Here is a 14,875-nt window from a genome sequence, read left to right as displayed (position 1 = left end):
AGGGCGCTGACCATGTGGGATGGCAGCCAGCGCGACCCGGCGGGATCAGAAACTTCCCTCGCCGGTATTACCCGGATCGGGTGCGAAGGGTCTTTCTCAGCCTCATCGCGCTGCCCGGAACATCTGCCGGCCGCGCCACGAAGCACCCCTGTTTCGTCGTCGGCCATTAGACCATAAAAGCGGAAAGCGCCGCAAACTGTCCCCCTTGCGGCAAATTCGCCGACGTGCCGCGCCGCTCTGGCACAATGCCCGCAGGCCGGCCGCGCGAGCGGCCGGTTGCCGCGTCACCGCCGGCCTTAAGTGCCGTTTAAGACGCGCGGGCGACCATCCGGACGCCCGCCGTCAGTCGGCGCCGCGTCCCGGCATGCCGTATCGCGGCGCGCGCCCGGCTTCGCCCGGCCCGCGCGCCGGCTACTCATCAGGAAGCACATGACCCAATCGATCGATCCCGTCCGCTCCGCCTCCGACGCGCCGCAGGACGACCGCCCGGTATCCGCATGGAGCCTCATCAAGCCCTACTGGGTATCGTCCGAATGGAAAATCGCGTGGGGCCTGCTGGTCACGATCATCGCGATCAACCTCTGCGTGGTCTGGATCAACGTCCGGCTGAACAAGTGGAACGCGGAGTTCTACAACGCGCTGCAGTCGAAGGACGTCCACGACTTCCCGAACCTGCTGATGCAGTTCTCCGCGCTCGCGTTCGCCTTCATCATCCTCGCCGTGTACGGCCGCTACCTGCGGCAGATGCTCGGCTTCCGCTGGCGCCAGTGGCTCACCGACCGCTTTCTCGGCCAGTGGCTCGGCGATCGCGCGTTCTACCGGATCGAGCGTGACCGCCTCGCCGACAACCCCGACCAGCGGATCACCGACGACCTCCAGTCGTTCGCGACGACCACGCTCGCGCTGTCGCTCGACCTGCTGTCGACGGTCGTCACGCTCGTGTCGTTCATCACGATCCTGTGGTCGCTCGCCGGCGCGCTGACGATTTCGCTCGGCGCGACGCCGATCGCGATCCCCGGCTACATGGTGTGGGCGGCCGCGCTGTACGCGGTGGTCGGCTCGCTGATCATCCAGAAGGTCGGCCATCCGCTCGTGTCGATCAACTACCAGCAGCAGCGCGTCGAGGCCGACTTCCGCTTCGGGCTGATCCGCGTGCGCGAGAACGCCGAGCAGATCGCGTTCTACGACGGCGAGCAGACCGAGACCGGCAACGCGCAAAACCTCTTCATGCGCATCCGCGACAACTGGTGGCGCGTGATGAAGTACACGAAGCGGCTCACGTTCGTGCTGAGCTTCTACGGGCAGATCGCGATCATCTTCCCGCTCGTCGTCGCCGCGCCGCGCTATTTCGCGGGTGCGTTCTCGTTCGGCGTGCTGATGCAGATCTCGTCCGCGTTCGGCACCGTCAGCGATTCGTTCTCGTGGTTCATCAACAGTTACTCGACCCTCGTCGAATGGCGCGCCACCGTCAACCGTCTGCGCGAATTCAAGCGCGTGATGAGCACGTCGCACCTGAAGGAAAGCCTGTCGCCCGCGACCGAGCACGGCGGCATCAACCTGCACTACGTCGACGGCGCGAAACTGTCGACGTCGTCGCTCAAGCTCGCGCTGCCGAACGGCAACGCGCTCGCGAACATCGGCAGCGTCACGATCGAACCCGGCTCGCGCTGGCTCGTGATCGGCAAGTCGGGTTCCGGCAAGAGCACGTTCATGCGCGCGCTCGCGGGCCTGTGGCCGTTCGGCGACGGCGCGATCGACGCGCCGGTCGGCGCGCGGATGATGTTCGTGCCGCAGACGAGCTACTTGCCGATCGGCACGCTGAAGGCTGCGCTCACGTATCCGGCGACAGCCGACGCGTTCAGCGACGAAGCCTGCCGCGACGCGCTGCGCGCATGCCGCCTCGAGGATTACGTCGACCGCCTCGACGAGACCGCGCACTGGACCCGCGTGCTGTCGCCGGGCGAACAGCAGCGCCTGGCCGGCGCGCGCGTGCTGCTGCACAAGCCCGACTTCCTGTTCCTCGACGAAGCGACCAGCGCGCTCGACGCCGACAACGAGGCGCGCCTGTACCACCTGTTCGCCGAACGGCTGCCGAAGGCCGCGATCGTCAGCATCGCGCACCGCGAATCGCTGGCCGCGTTCCACGTCGGCACGATCAACGTCGAGCGCGTGAACGACAGCGACAAGGTCGCGGCTTGAGCGCACGCGCCGCGCCCATCGCACGGATCGCGCTGATCACCGGTGCGAGTTCCGGGATCGGCGCGGCGCTCGCGCGGCGGCTTGCGGCACCCGGCATGGCGCTGGCGCTGCACGCGCGCGGCGCGGACGAAGCGGCGCGCGCCCGGCTCACCGACGTTGCTCACGCATGCACGGCGGCCGGCGCGGCGTGCGTCACGCTCACCGGCGATCTCGGCGAGCCGGGCGTCGCCGCGTCGCTCGTCGATGCGACCGCCACGCACTTCGGCGGGCTCGATCATCTCGTCGCCAATGCCGGCTTCGCCGCGCGGCAATCCTTTTCCGGTCTTTCCGCGGACACGCTCGCGTCCGCCTTCGCGGCGATGCCCGGCGCGTTCTCCGCGCTCGCGGGCCGCGCGCGGCCGCTGCTCGAAGCGTCGGTTGCGCCGCGGATCGTCGCGGTCAGTTCGTTCGTCGCGCACCGCTACCGCGCCGACGCGCCGTTCGCGGCCACCGCCGCGGCGAAGGCTGCGCTCGAATCGCTCGTGCGCTCCGCCGCCGCCGAATTCGCCGCGCGCGGCATCACCGTCAACGCGGTCGCGCCCGGCTTCACGCGCAAGGACCACGGGCCGAGCGCCGGCAATGCCGCCGCATGGGTGCAGGCCGAACAGGCGACACCGCTCGGCCGGATCGCCGAACCCGACGATGTGGCCGCGCTGATCGCGTTCCTGCTGTCGGACGCCGCGCGGCAGATCACCGGCCAGGTCGTGCATGTCGACGGTGGCCTGACGCTCTGAAGCAAGTGCCCGCGCGCCGTGCCGGCGCGTGGACCGTCACCGTTGCCCGGGCCTGCCTGTCGCCCAGGCGCGATCGGATCGGCCATCCCGCCTTTCCAGGACGAACACCCTCCGCCCTCGCTCTTCACCGCGCCGCCGCGCACCGGCACTTCCCTTTTTGGCACCCCGCATCCCGCCCGTAAAATAGCCGCCAGACGGCAGCGCGAGACGAGACAGAAGAGGGGGGCGGCAAGCATGCAGGCATTCCAGTGGTTCAACGAACTGTCGACACGCGAGCGCAGGACGCTGTACGCCGGCTTCGGCGGCTACGCGGTCGACGCGTTCGACTTCATGATCTATTCGTTCCTGATTCCGACGCTGATCGCCACCTGGGGCATGACGAAGAGCGAGGCCGGGATGATCGCGACGAGCTCGCTGATCTCGTCGGCGCTCGGCGGCTGGGTCGCCGGCATCCTTGCCGACCGCTACGGCCGCGTACGCGTGCTGCAGTGGACGATCGCGACGTTCGCGCTGTTCACCTGCCTGTCCGGCTTCACCCATTCGTTCTGGCAACTGCTCGCGACGCGCACGCTGCAGGGCTTCGGCTTCGGCGGCGAATGGTCGGTCGTGACGATCATGATGGCCGAGACGATCCGCACGCCCGAGCATCGCGGGAAAGCGGTCGGCACCGTGCAGAGCAGCTGGTCGTTCGGCTGGGGCGCGGCCGCGATCCTCTACTGGGCGTTCTTCGCGCTGCTGCCCGAGCAGGTCGCATGGCGCGCGTGCTTCTGGATCGGCATCCTGCCCGCGCTGTGGATCCTGTACATCCGTCGCAACGTCAGCGATCCGGACATCTACACGGCCACCCGCCGCGCGCGCGACGAAGGCCGCGTGTCGGGCCACTTCCTCGAGATCTTCTCGCCGCCGCACCTGCGCGCGACGCTGTTCGGCAGCGCGCTGTGCACCGGGATGCTCGGCGGCTACTACGCGATCACGACGTGGCTGCCCACCTACCTGAAAACCGTCCGCCACCTGTCGGTGTTCAACACGAGCGGCTATCTCGTCGTGCTGATCGTCGGCTCGTTCGTCGGCTACGTGGTCGGCGCGATCCTGTCCGACCGGCTCGGCCGCCGCGCGTCGTTCATCCTGTTCGCGATCGGCTCGTTCTCGCTCGGCATGGCGTACACGATGCTGCCGATCACCGACACCGCGATGCTGCTGCTCGGCTTCCCGCTCGGCATCGTCGTGCAGGGAATCTTCGCGGGCGTCGGCGCTTATCTGTCGGAGCTGTATCCGGGCGCGATCCGCGGCTCGGGCCAGGGCTTCTGCTACAACCTCGGGCGCGGGCTCGGCTCATTCTTCCCGATTCTCGTCGGCGCGCTGTCGCAGTCGATGTCGCTCGTGAAGGCGATCGGCCTCGTGGCCGGCGGCGGCTACCTGCTTGTGATCGTCGCCGCGCTCGTGCTGCCGGAAACGCGCGGCAAGTCGCTCGTCGACGATCCGGCCGTCGCGTCATGATCGGCCTCTTCGTTCGGGAAACCGCATGCACGTGATCGTTCTCGGCGCCGGCGTGATCGGCGTCACCACGGCCTGGCACCTGCGCGAAGCAGGCTGCGACGTCACCGTGATCGAACGCGAAGCCGATGTCGCGCAGGCGACGAGCCTCGGCAACGCGGGCGTGATCGCCCCCGGCTACGTGACGCCGTGGGCCGCGCCCGGGATGCCGGGCAAGATCCTCAAGTACCTGTTCAAGCCCGCTTCGCCGCTGATCTTCCGGCCGACGCTCGACGCCGCGCAGTGGCGCTGGATCGCGCGCTGGCTGCGCGAATGCGAGTTCGAGCGGTTCCGTGTGAACAAGCAGCGGATGCAGCGCATCGCGTACTACAGCCGCGCATGCCTGCACGCGTTTCGCGACCGCCATCCGTTCGACTACGGCGCGAGCCGCGGCTACCTGCAACTGCTGCGCGGCGCGTTCGACGTCGAGATGGTGCAGCCCGCGTTGAAGGTGCTGCGCGACGCGGGCATCGCGTTTCGCGAACTCGACGCGGCCGGCTGCACCGCGATCGAACCGGGCCTGCGCTGGGCGCGGCAGGCGCCCGTCGGCGGCATCTACCTGCCCGACGACGAAGCCGGCGACTGTGCACGCTTCACGCGCGAACTGCGGGCACTGTGCGAAGCCTGCGGCGTGACGTTCCGCTTTCGCACGGAAGTGCGGGCGCTCGACGTTGAAGCCGGCCGGGTGCGCGGCGTGCGGATCGTCGGCACCGGCGACGAGGATGGCGGACCGAATCCGCATGCATCGAACCCAGGCGGCAAGCACCGCGACGTGCGGCTCGCTGCCGATGCGATCGTCGTCGCGCTCGGCGTCGACAGCGCCGGCCTGCTGCGGCCGCACGGCATCGACGTGCCGCTGTATCCGGTGAAGGGCTACTCGGCGACGCTCGCCGTCGTCGACGACGAAAAATCGCCACGCGCCGCGCTGATGGACGAATCGCTGAAGACGGCGATCACGCGTTTCGGCCCGACCCTGCGCGTCGCGGGTACCGCGGAACTCGGCAACCGGCACGCCGCGCTGCGCCAGCAGGCGCTCGACACGCTGATGAAGGTGCTCGACGACTGGTTCCCGCACGCGGCCGATCGGGCGTCGGCGCGCTTCTGGGTCGGCCGCCGGCCGATGACGCCCGACGGGCCACCGCTGCTGGGCGCGAGCGGGATCGACGGACTCTGGCTGAACGTCGGCCACGGCTCGACGGGCTGGGCGATGTCGATGGGGTCGGGGAAGGTGGTGGCGGGTCTCGTCACGGGGCGAGAGCCGGAGATCGATCTGTCGGGGTTGACGCTCGAGCGCTACGCCCGGTAGGGCCGGCAGGCCCGCCGATATCGTCGACGCGATGCGCTGACGCGATACACATGGCAGCCGGCAATCGCAACGCGGCTCACAAGCCGCTCACTGCGCCGCCTGGCCGCCCGCCTCGCCGTCCGCCCGCGCAATCGGCGCCGACACGATCGGCCGATGCGACACGCCTTCGTGCGACAACCGGCTTTCGAACAGCGCGAGCGCGTCGAACCGCAGCGCGACCGGCCGCTTCACCGCACCGCCGTGCGCCGGCTGCCCGACCGCATCGTGCGGCAGCCGCGCGAGCGTCACGTGCGGGCGGAACGGCCGCCGGTCGGCCGGCACGCCGAGTTCGCGCAGCTTCGCCGACAGCGCGACATTCAACGCCGCGCACGCCGGCTCGGCGGCCAGCTCGGCGACGATCAGCCGCGCGCGCGGCAGGCTCGGCCACCACGCGATCCGTTCGACCGGCATCAACGGCAGTGCATGCGCGGCCGCGAGCGCCGGCAGGCACGCGGCCAGCGCGTCGCAGCACGCCCGCTCGATCGCGCCGACGAACGCAAGCGTCACATGCAGTTGCGCGGGCAGCGGACGCCGCGCGCCCCGGGTAACCGGCAACGCGTGCAGCGCGTCGCGCGATGCCGCATCGGGCATCAGCGCGACGAACACGCGCAGCCGGTCGCCGTTCATGACTCGCTCGCCGCCACGCGCGGCGCGCGCGCAGGATCAGCCGCGGCCGGACGTTGCGGCAGCGGGCCATGCTCGCCCCACACGTCGGTCGGCAGCACGTTCGCGAGTTCCGGGATCGTATTGCGCGTGAACACCGGATCGGCCACGCCCGCCGCGCGCTGGCGGCGATAGTCGCGCCAGGCCGCGTGCGCGTACTTGCCGAGCGCGAGGATCGCGATCAGGTTGATGATCGCCATCAGCCCCATGCTCGTATCGGCCATCGCCCACACGAGCGGCAGTTGCCCGACGCTGCCGAACATCACCATCGCGAGCACCGCGACGCGGAACAGCGGCAGCACGCCGCGCCGCTTCGTGATGAATTCGACGTTGCCTTCCGCATATGCGTAGTTGCCGATCACCGACGAGTACGCGAAGAAGAAAATCGCGAACGCCATGTAGATGCCGCCCCAGTCGCCGACGTGGCTCGCGATCGAGCGCTGCGTGAGCGCCGCGCCTTCCATGCCGGTGCCGAGTTCGTACTGGCCCGACAGCAGGATCACGAAGGCGGTCGCGCTGCAGATCACGATCGTGTCGACGAACACGCCGAGCATCTGGATCAGCCCCTGCACGACCGGATGCCGCGTGCTGGCGGTTGCCGCCGCATTCGGCGCGCTGCCCATGCCGGCCTCGTTCGAGAACAGCCCGCGCTTCACGCCCATCGCGACCGCCTGGCTGACCGCATAGCCCGTCAGGCCGCCCGCCGCCTGCTCGAGACCGAACGCGCTCTTCACGATCAGCGCGATCACGCCCGGCACCAGCGCGATATGCGTCGCAACCGCATAGACCGCCAGCGCGAGGTAGCCGATCGCCATCAGCGGCACGATCACCTGCGCCACCGCCGCGATCCGGCGAATCCCGCCGAAGATGATCGGCGCGGTCAGCAGCACGAGCCCGAGACCGACCGTCGCGCGGCTCCAGCCGAACGACGTGTCGAACGCATCGGCAATCGCGTTGGCCTGCACCGCATTGAACACGAAGCCGAACGCGAGGATCAGCGACAGCGAGAACAGCACGCCGAAGCCGCGCGAGCGCAGGCCCGTCTGGATGTAGTACGCGGGGCCGCCGCGATAGCTGCCGTCCGGATGCGACACCTTGAAGATCTGCGCGAGCGTCGCCTCGACGAACGCGGACGACATCCCGACCAGCGCCGTCATCCACATCCAGAAGATCGCGCCCGGCCCGCCGACGGTCAGCGCGACCGCGACGCCGGCGATGTTGCCGGTGCCGACGCGGCTCGCGAGCCCGGTCGCGAACGCCTGGAACGACGAGATGCTGCCCGGCTCGCCCTTGCTGCCGACCAGCTTCACGCTGAGCAACAGCGCCTTCAGCTGGATCATCCGAAACCGCAGCGTGAACCACAGGCCCACGCCGAGCAGCAGCGCGATCAGCACGTAGTTCCACAACACGCCGTTGACGGCGTCGATCAGCCCTTGCACGAGTGCTTCCATCCAGAATCCTTGTAAATAGGGTCGGTCACATGTGATAGCCGCTCGCTTCACGGCCGGAGGGGCGACATGATATGACAGTTTGCAAGGATCATTACAAAACGAAAGGTTTGGGATGACCGGAAATTGCTGCCGGATGTGATCAGATTAGGCGACGCTTCGCGAAAATGCGGAGGTGCCAGGATCGTGACAGCCGCGGCGTGGGATCGTGTCGTGGCGCGCCCGGGGCGGTGTCCGACGCAGCGAGACGCCGGCCGGTCGCCCGATACGAAGCGCACGGCGCGCACCGCACGATCACCGAATCGTGTGCGCAAAAAAAACCGGGCGCCCTTTCGGACGCCCGGTTTCCACGACGGCTACCGACCTGCGCTTATCGCGGCAGGTTCGAATGCCCCATCAGATACGCATCGACCGAGCGTGCGCACTGGCGGCCTTCGCGGATCGCCCACACCACGAGCGACTGGCCGCGGCGCATGTCGCCCGCCGCGAACACCTTGTCGACCGACGTGTAGTACGAACGATCGCCTTCGGTCGCCGCACGCGCATTGCCGCGCGCATCCTTCGCGACGCCGAATGCCTCCAGCACGGGCGCTGCCGGCTGCGTGAAGCCCATCGCGAGCAGCACGAGGTCGGCCTTCATTTCGAACTCGGAGCCCGGCACTTCCTGCATCTTGCCGTCCTTCCACTCGACGCGCACCGCGATCAGCTTCTCGACCTTGCCGTTCTTGCCTTCGAGACGCTTCGTCGCGACCGCCCAGTCGCGCTCGCAACCTTCCTCGTGCGACGACGACGTGCGCAGCTTGATCGGCCAGTACGGCCACACGAGCGGCTTGTTTTCCTCTTCCGGCGGCTGCGGCAGCAGCTCGAACTGCGTGACCTGCTTCGCGCCGTGACGGTTCGACGTGCCGACGCAGTCCGAACCCGTGTCGCCACCACCGATCACGATCACGTGCTTGCCCTTCGCGAGCAGCTGGTCGACGAGCTTGTCACCCGCGTTCACGCGGTTCTGCTGCGGCAGGAAGTCCATCGCGTAATGCACGCCTGCGAGTTCGCGGCCCGGCACCGGCAGGTCGCGCGGCGTTTCCGAGCCGCCCGCGATCACGACCGCGTCGAATTCCTCCTTCAGCGTGTCCGGCGAGATGGTTTCCTTCGCGAGGCTGCCGATCGACTCGGGCAGCGGATCCTTGCCGATGAACACGCTGGTGCGGAACGTCACGCCTTCCGCTTCCATCTGGCGCATGCGGCGGTCGATCAGCCACTTCTCGAGCTTGAAGTCGGGGATCCCGTAACGCAGCAGGCCGCCGACACGGTCGTTCTTCTCGAACACCGTCACGTCGTGGCCCGCACGCGCGAGCTGCTGCGCGGCGGCGAGACCCGCAGGGCCCGAACCGACGACCGCGACCTTCTTGCCGGTCTTGTGCTCGGCCGGCAGCGGCTTCACCCAGCCTTCCGCCCAGGCCTTGTCGATGATCGCGTGCTCGATCGACTTGATGCCGACCGGGTCGTCGTTGATCCCGAGCGTGCACGCGGCTTCGCACGGCGCCGGGCAGATGCGGCCCGTGAATTCCGGGAAGTTGTTGGTCGAGTGCAGGACTTCGATCGCCTGCTGCCAGTCCTGGCGGTAAACGAGATCGTTGAAGTCCGGAATGATGTTGTTGACCGGGCAGCCGTTGTTGCAGAACGGGATGCCGCAATCCATGCAGCGCGCGCCTTGGACCTTTGCGTCCGCGTCGGTCAGTGCCGCGACGAATTCCTTGTAGTGCTTCACGCGCGTGAGCGGTGCTTCGTACGCCTCGTGGCGGCGTTCGAACTCCAGAAAACCGGTTGCCTTGCCCATAAGGTGCTCTTCTGTTCGGTGTATCGGGTGGGGGAGCCGCGCGCGGCAGTCATGCGCGCGCGGCATTCGCTATGTCGTTCGTCGCTCAGGCGGCCAGCTCTTCCTTCGCCGCCTTCTTCGCACCGATCTCGCCCAGCGCGCGCTTGTATTCGTGCGGAAACACCTTCACGAACTGGCGGCGCGCCGCGTCCCAGTTTTCCAGCAGCGACTTCGCGCGCGGCGAACCCGTGAACTGGAAATGACGCTCGACGAGCCCCTTGAGCAGCGCTTCGTCCGTCGTGCCTTCGTGCCAGAGCGCGCGGTCGACCGTGCGCTCCTGCTCGGCCTGCTGCAGCACCGGCTCGAGCGCGACCATCGACTTGTTGCACTTCGCCGCGAACGTGCCTTCCGGATCGTAGATGTATGCGAGACCGCCCGACATGCCGGCCGCGAAGTTGCGCCCGGTCTCGCCGAGCACGACGACCGTGCCGCCCGTCATGTATTCGCAACCGTGGTCGCCCGTGCCTTCGACGACCGCCGTCGCACCCGAGTTGCGCACGCAGAAGCGCTCGCCCGCCACGCCGCGGAAGAACGATTCGCCTTCGATCGCGCCGTACATCACCGTGTTGCCGCAGATGATGTTTTCCTCGGACTTGCCGCGGAAGTCGTTGGTCGGGCGGATGATGATCCGGCCGCCCGACAGGCCCTTGCCGACGTAGTCGTTGCCGTCGCCGACGAGGTCGAGCGTCACGCCCTTCGCGAGGAACGCGCCGAAGCTCTGGCCGGCCGTGCCCTTCAGCTGGATGTGCACCGCGTCGTCGGCCAGGCCGTCGTGGCCGTGCTTCTTCGCGATCACGCCCGACAGCATCGCGCCGACCGTCCGGTTCACGTTGCGCACCGGCTGGATGAACGACACATGCTCGCCGTTCTCGATCGCGGCCTTCGCCTTCTCGATCAGCACGTGGTCGAGCGCGCGCTCGAGGCCGTGATCCTGCACGTCGACGTGACGCGGCGCGACGTCCTCGCATTCTTCCGGCTGGTAGAACACGCGCGAGAAGTCGAGGCCCTTCGCCTTCCAGTGCTCGATGCCCTTGCGGGTGTCGAGCAGGTCGGCGCGGCCGATCAGGTCGTCGAACTTCGCGACGCCGAGCTGCGCCATGATCTCGCGCACTTCCTCGGCGACGAAGAAGAAGTAGTTCACGACGTGCTCGGGCTGGCCCTTGAACTTCGCACGCAGCACCGGATCCTGCGTCGCGACGCCGACCGGGCACGTGTTCAGGTGGCACTTGCGCATCATGATGCAACCTTCGACGACGAGCGGCGCCGTCGCGAAGCCGAATTCGTCCGCGCCGAGCAGCGCGCCGATCACGACGTCGCGGCCCGTCTTCATCTGGCCGTCGGCCTGCACGCGGATACGGCCGCGCAGGCGGTTCAGCACCAGCGTCTGCTGCGTTTCGGCCAAGCCGAGTTCCCACGGCGTGCCCGCGTGCTTGACCGACGACAGCGGCGATGCGCCCGTGCCGCCGTCATGGCCGGCGATCACGACGTGATCGGCCTTCGCCTTCGCCACACCGGCCGCGACCGTGCCGACGCCCACTTCCGACACGAGTTTCACGGAGATGCTCGCGCTCGGGTTCACGTTCTTCAGGTCGTGGATCAGCTGCGCCAGATCCTCGATCGAATAGATGTCGTGGTGCGGCGGCGGCGAGATCAGGCCGACGCCCGGCACCGAGTAACGCAGCTTGCCGATGTATTCGGACACCTTGTGGCCCGGCAGCTGGCCGCCTTCGCCCGGCTTCGCGCCCTGCGCCATCTTGATCTGGATCTGGTCGGCCGACGCGAGGTACTCGGCGGTGACGCCGAAGCGGCCCGACGCGACCTGCTTGATCTTCGAGCGCAGCGAATCGCCGTCCTTCAGCGGAATGTCGCTGACGATTTCATCGCCGATCACCGACTTCAGCGTCTCGCCCGACTTGATCGGAATGCCGCGCAGTTCGTTGCGGTAACGCTTCTCGTCCTCGCCGCCTTCGCCGGTGTTCGACTTGCCGCCGATCCGGTTCATCGCGATCGCAAGCGTTGCGTGCGCTTCCGTGCTGATCGAACCGAGCGACATCGCGCCCGTCGCGAAGCGCTTGACGATGTCCTTCGCCGGCTCGACGTCGTCGATCGGGATCGCCTTGGTCGGCTCGACCTTGAACTCGAACAGGCCGCGGAACGTCATGTGACGCTTGGTCTGGTCGTTGATCAGGTGCGCGTATTCCTTGTACGTCTGGTACGAGTTGCTGCGCGTCGCGTGCTGCAGCTTCGCGATCGAATCCGGCGTCCACATGTGGTCTTCGCCACGCACGCGGTACGCATACTCGCCGCCCGCGTCGAGCATGTCGCGCAGGACCGGGCTGTCGCCGAACGCGTCGCGATGCAGGCGGATCGCCTCTTCCGCGACTTCGAACAGGCCGATGCCGCCGACCTTCGACGCCGTGCCCTTGAAGTACTTCTCGACGAGGTCGCTCGACAGGCCGAGCGCTTCGAAGATCTGCGCACCGGTGTACGACATGTACGTCGAGATGCCCATCTTCGACATCACCTTCTGCAGGCCCTTGCCGACCGCCTTCGTGAAGTTGTAGACGGCCTTCTCCGGCGACAGGTCGCCCGGCAGCCCTTCGGCCATCTTCGCGAGCGTTTCCATCGCGAGGTACGGGTGCACGGCTTCCGCGCCGTAGCCCGCGAGCAGCGCGAAGTGGTGCGTCTCACGTGCGGAGCCCGTCTCGACGACGAGGCCCGTGCTCGTGCGCAGCCCCTGCTGGACGAGGTGCGAGTGGATCGCCGACGTGGCGAGCAGCGCCGGAATCGCGACATGCTCGGCGTCCGTCTTGCGGTCCGACACGATCAGCATGTTGTAGCCCGACTTCACCGCGTCGACGGCTTCCGCGCACAGCGACGCGAGGCGTGCCTCGATGCCTTCCTTGCCCCAGGCGACCGGGTAGCAGATGTTCAGTTCGTACGCGCTGAACTTGCCGCCCGTGTACTGGTCGATCGCGCGGATCTTCGCGATGTCCTTGAAGTCGAGCACCGGCTGCGACACTTCGAGACGCATCGGCGGGTTGATGTTGTTCGTGTCGAGCAGGTTCGGCTTCGGGCCGATGAACGACACGAGCGACATGACCATGTTCTCGCGGATCGGGTCGATCGGCGGGTTCGTGACCTGCGCGAACAGCTGCTTGAAGTAGTGATAGAGCGTCTTGTTCTTGTTCGACATCACCGCGAGCGGCGAGTCGTTGCCCATCGAACCGACGGCTTCCTCGCCCTGCTGCGCCATCGGCGCCATCAGGAACTTCAGGTCTTCCTGCGTATAGCCGAACGCCTGCTGGCGGTCGAGCAGCGCGGCGCCCTGCGTGCGGCCGGCCGCGACTTCCTCGGCCTTCGGCTCGATCTCGTCGAGCTTGATGCGCACGGCGTCGATCCAGCTCTTGTATGGCTTCGCGTTCGCGAGGTTGTCCTTCAGTTCCTTGTCGTCGATGATGCGGCCGTGTTCCATGTCGATCAGGAACATCTTGCCCGGCTGCAGGCGCCACTTCTTGACGATCTTCGATTCGGGGATCGGCAGCGTGCCGGCTTCCGACGCCATGATCACGAGATCGTCGTCGGTGACGATGTAGCGCGCCGGACGCAGGCCGTTACGGTCGAGCGTCGCGCCGATCTGGCGGCCGTCGGTGAACGCGATCGCGGCCGGGCCGTCCCACGGCTCCATCATCGCGGCGTGGTATTCGTAGAACGCGCGGCGGTTCTCGTCCATCAGCGTGTGCTGTTCCCATGCTTCCGGGATCATCATCATCACCGCGTGCACGAGCGGGTAGCCGGCCATCACCAGCAGCTCGAGACAGTTGTCGAACGACGCGGTATCCGACTGGCCCGGGTAGATCAGCGGCCACAGCTTCGGCAGATCGTCGGCGAGCACGTGCGACGCGATCGCGCCGGTACGCGCGTTCAGCCAGTTCACGTTGCCCTTCACGGTGTTGATCTCGCCGTTGTGCGCGATCATCCGGTACGGGTGAGCCAGCTCCCACGCCGGGAACGTGTTGGTCGAGAAGCGCTGGTGCACGAGCGCGAGCGCCGACACGACACGCGCGTCCTGCAGGTCGCGGTAATACACGCCGACCTGGCCCGCGAGCAGCAGCCCCTTGTAGACGATCGTGCGCGCCGACATCGACGGCACGAAGTATTCCTTGCCGTGCTTGAGCTTCAGCGCCTGGATGCGGTGGCTCGCCGTCTTACGGATCACGTACAGCTTCCGCTCGAGCGCGTCCGTCACCATGATGTCCTTGCCGCGGCCGATGAAGATCTGGCGGATCAGCGGCTCGCTCGCCTTGACCGTCGGCGAAATCGGCATCGCATGATCGACCGGCACGTCGCGCCAGCCGAGCACGACCTGGCCTTCGGCCTTCACCGTCCGCTCGAGCTCCTGCTCGCACGCGAGACGCGATGCGTTTTCCTTCGGCAGGAAGATCATGCCGACCCCATATTCACCGGCCGGGGGCAGGTTCACGCCCTGCTTCGCCATTTCCTCGCGATAGAACGCGTCCGGAATCTGGATCAGGATGCCCGCGCCGTCGCCCATCAGCGGATCGGCGCCGACCGCGCCACGGTGATCGAGGTTCTCGAGGATCTTCAGACCCTGCTGAATGATCTCGTGGCTCTTCTTGCCCTTGATGTGAGCGACGAAGCCGACGCCACAGGCGTCGTGTTCGTTTTGCGGGTCATACAGACCTTGTGCGGCGGGCACCGCGGCGAGCGGCTGCTGGTGGTCGTTCATGGGGACACCGTCGTAAAGGGGGCCTGGAGGCCGTTGAACCATTTTCTTGTTGCCGTCGCTCCCGCTCCCAACGGGAGACGGCACGGCCGACCGTGGATGGGCATGCTTCGCCCGGGCCACCGGAATTCGGAATATACGCGACGAATCAAAGGAATAGCAACAAAAACCGCTTGATCGAGCCCCAATAAAATGGATGCCTCGATCTGGTGCCGTTTTATTGGGGACGTATCGTTTTGGTGCAAAAAGAAGCGGCACCCGCAGCGCCGCCTCCTGAACCGCCATTCCTGC

8 protein-coding genes and 1 riboswitch are annotated in these 14,875 nt (G+C 67.4%); of the genes, 4 read left to right on the top strand and 4 right to left on the bottom strand.

The genetic code is table 11. The annotated features are described in order from the left end of the window. Nucleotides 1–36: 36 nt before the first annotated feature. Nucleotides 37–160: riboswitch (TPP riboswitch) on the bottom strand. A 269-nt stretch (nucleotides 161–429) separates the two neighbouring features. The 4 genes from CFB43_RS01840 to CFB43_RS01825 all read left to right on the top strand — a co-directional run bounded on the left by CFB43_RS01840 (nucleotide 430) and on the right by CFB43_RS01825 (nucleotide 5,811). Further along, entirely contained in the window at nucleotides 430–2,199 is a 1,770-nt protein-coding gene (locus tag CFB43_RS01840) for an ABC transporter ATP-binding protein/permease (RefSeq protein WP_089493967.1), read from the top strand. Further along, the gene (locus CFB43_RS01835; protein ID WP_089493966.1) at nucleotides 2,196–2,972 is read left to right on the top strand and encodes an SDR family NAD(P)-dependent oxidoreductase; all 777 of its coding nucleotides are present in this window, start codon (nucleotides 2,196–2,198) and stop codon (nucleotides 2,970–2,972) included. Before CFB43_RS01840 ends, CFB43_RS01835 begins: the two co-directional genes overlap by 4 nt. 234 nt (nucleotides 2,973–3,206) lie before the next feature. Continuing rightward, nucleotides 3,207–4,469: an MFS transporter gene (locus tag CFB43_RS01830; protein ID WP_089493965.1), complete on the top strand. Its 1,263-nt coding sequence runs from the start codon at nucleotides 3,207–3,209 to the stop codon at nucleotides 4,467–4,469. A 25-nt stretch (nucleotides 4,470–4,494) separates the two neighbouring features. Beyond that, nucleotides 4,495–5,811 (top strand): D-amino acid dehydrogenase, encoded by a 1,317-nt coding sequence (locus tag CFB43_RS01825; RefSeq protein WP_089493964.1) that lies wholly within the window; start codon nucleotides 4,495–4,497, stop codon nucleotides 5,809–5,811. Between the two features lie 87 nt (nucleotides 5,812–5,898). Here CFB43_RS01825 and thpR read toward each other — a convergent pair whose 3' ends face one another. From thpR to CFB43_RS01805, 4 genes are all read right to left on the bottom strand, one after another. Next, complete coding sequence (gene thpR, locus CFB43_RS01820) at nucleotides 5,899–6,477, bottom strand: RNA 2',3'-cyclic phosphodiesterase (RefSeq protein WP_089493963.1); 579 nt, start codon at nucleotides 6,475–6,477, stop codon at nucleotides 5,899–5,901. Further along, nucleotides 6,474–7,964, bottom strand: coding sequence for an alanine/glycine:cation symporter family protein (locus CFB43_RS01815; RefSeq protein ID WP_089493962.1), 1,491 nt, complete (start codon nucleotides 7,962–7,964; stop codon nucleotides 6,474–6,476). Before CFB43_RS01815 ends, thpR begins: the two co-directional genes overlap by 4 nt. A 367-nt stretch (nucleotides 7,965–8,331) precedes the next feature. Next, nucleotides 8,332–9,798 carry a glutamate synthase subunit beta gene (locus CFB43_RS01810; protein WP_089493961.1) on the bottom strand — a complete coding sequence of 489 codons (1,467 nt, stop codon included), beginning with the start codon at nucleotides 9,796–9,798 and terminating at the stop codon, nucleotides 8,332–8,334. A gap of 85 nt (nucleotides 9,799–9,883) precedes the next feature. Beyond that, on the bottom strand, nucleotides 9,884–14,587 hold the full coding sequence (locus CFB43_RS01805) for a glutamate synthase-related protein (protein ID WP_089424321.1): 4,704 nt from the start codon (nucleotides 14,585–14,587) through the stop codon (nucleotides 9,884–9,886). Nucleotides 14,588–14,875: the final 288 nt, after the last annotated feature.

The sequence above is a fragment of the Burkholderia sp. AU15512 genome, assembly GCF_002223325.1.
Lineage (GTDB): Bacteria > Pseudomonadota > Gammaproteobacteria > Burkholderiales > Burkholderiaceae > Burkholderia.
Note: the sequence above shows the minus strand (reverse complement) of the source record. Positions and strands in the feature narration are given on the sequence as shown.

Coding starts and splice junctions, on each gene's coding strand:
- CFB43_RS01840 (WP_089493967.1), top strand. CDS start 430: ATGACCCAATCGATCGATCCCGTCCGCTCCGCCTCCGACGCGCCGCAG.
- CFB43_RS01830 (WP_089493965.1), top strand. CDS start 3,207: ATGCAGGCATTCCAGTGGTTCAACGAACTGTCGACACGCGAGCGCAGG.
- CFB43_RS01825 (WP_089493964.1), top strand. CDS start 4,495: ATGCACGTGATCGTTCTCGGCGCCGGCGTGATCGGCGTCACCACGGCC.
- thpR (WP_089493963.1), bottom strand. CDS start 6,477: ATGAACGGCGACCGGCTGCGCGTGTTCGTCGCGCTGATGCCCGATGCG.
- CFB43_RS01815 (WP_089493962.1), bottom strand. CDS start 7,964: ATGGAAGCACTCGTGCAAGGGCTGATCGACGCCGTCAACGGCGTGTTG.
- CFB43_RS01810 (WP_089493961.1), bottom strand. CDS start 9,798: ATGGGCAAGGCAACCGGTTTTCTGGAGTTCGAACGCCGCCACGAGGCG.
- CFB43_RS01805 (WP_089424321.1), bottom strand. CDS start 14,587: ATGAACGACCACCAGCAGCCGCTCGCCGCGGTGCCCGCCGCACAAGGT.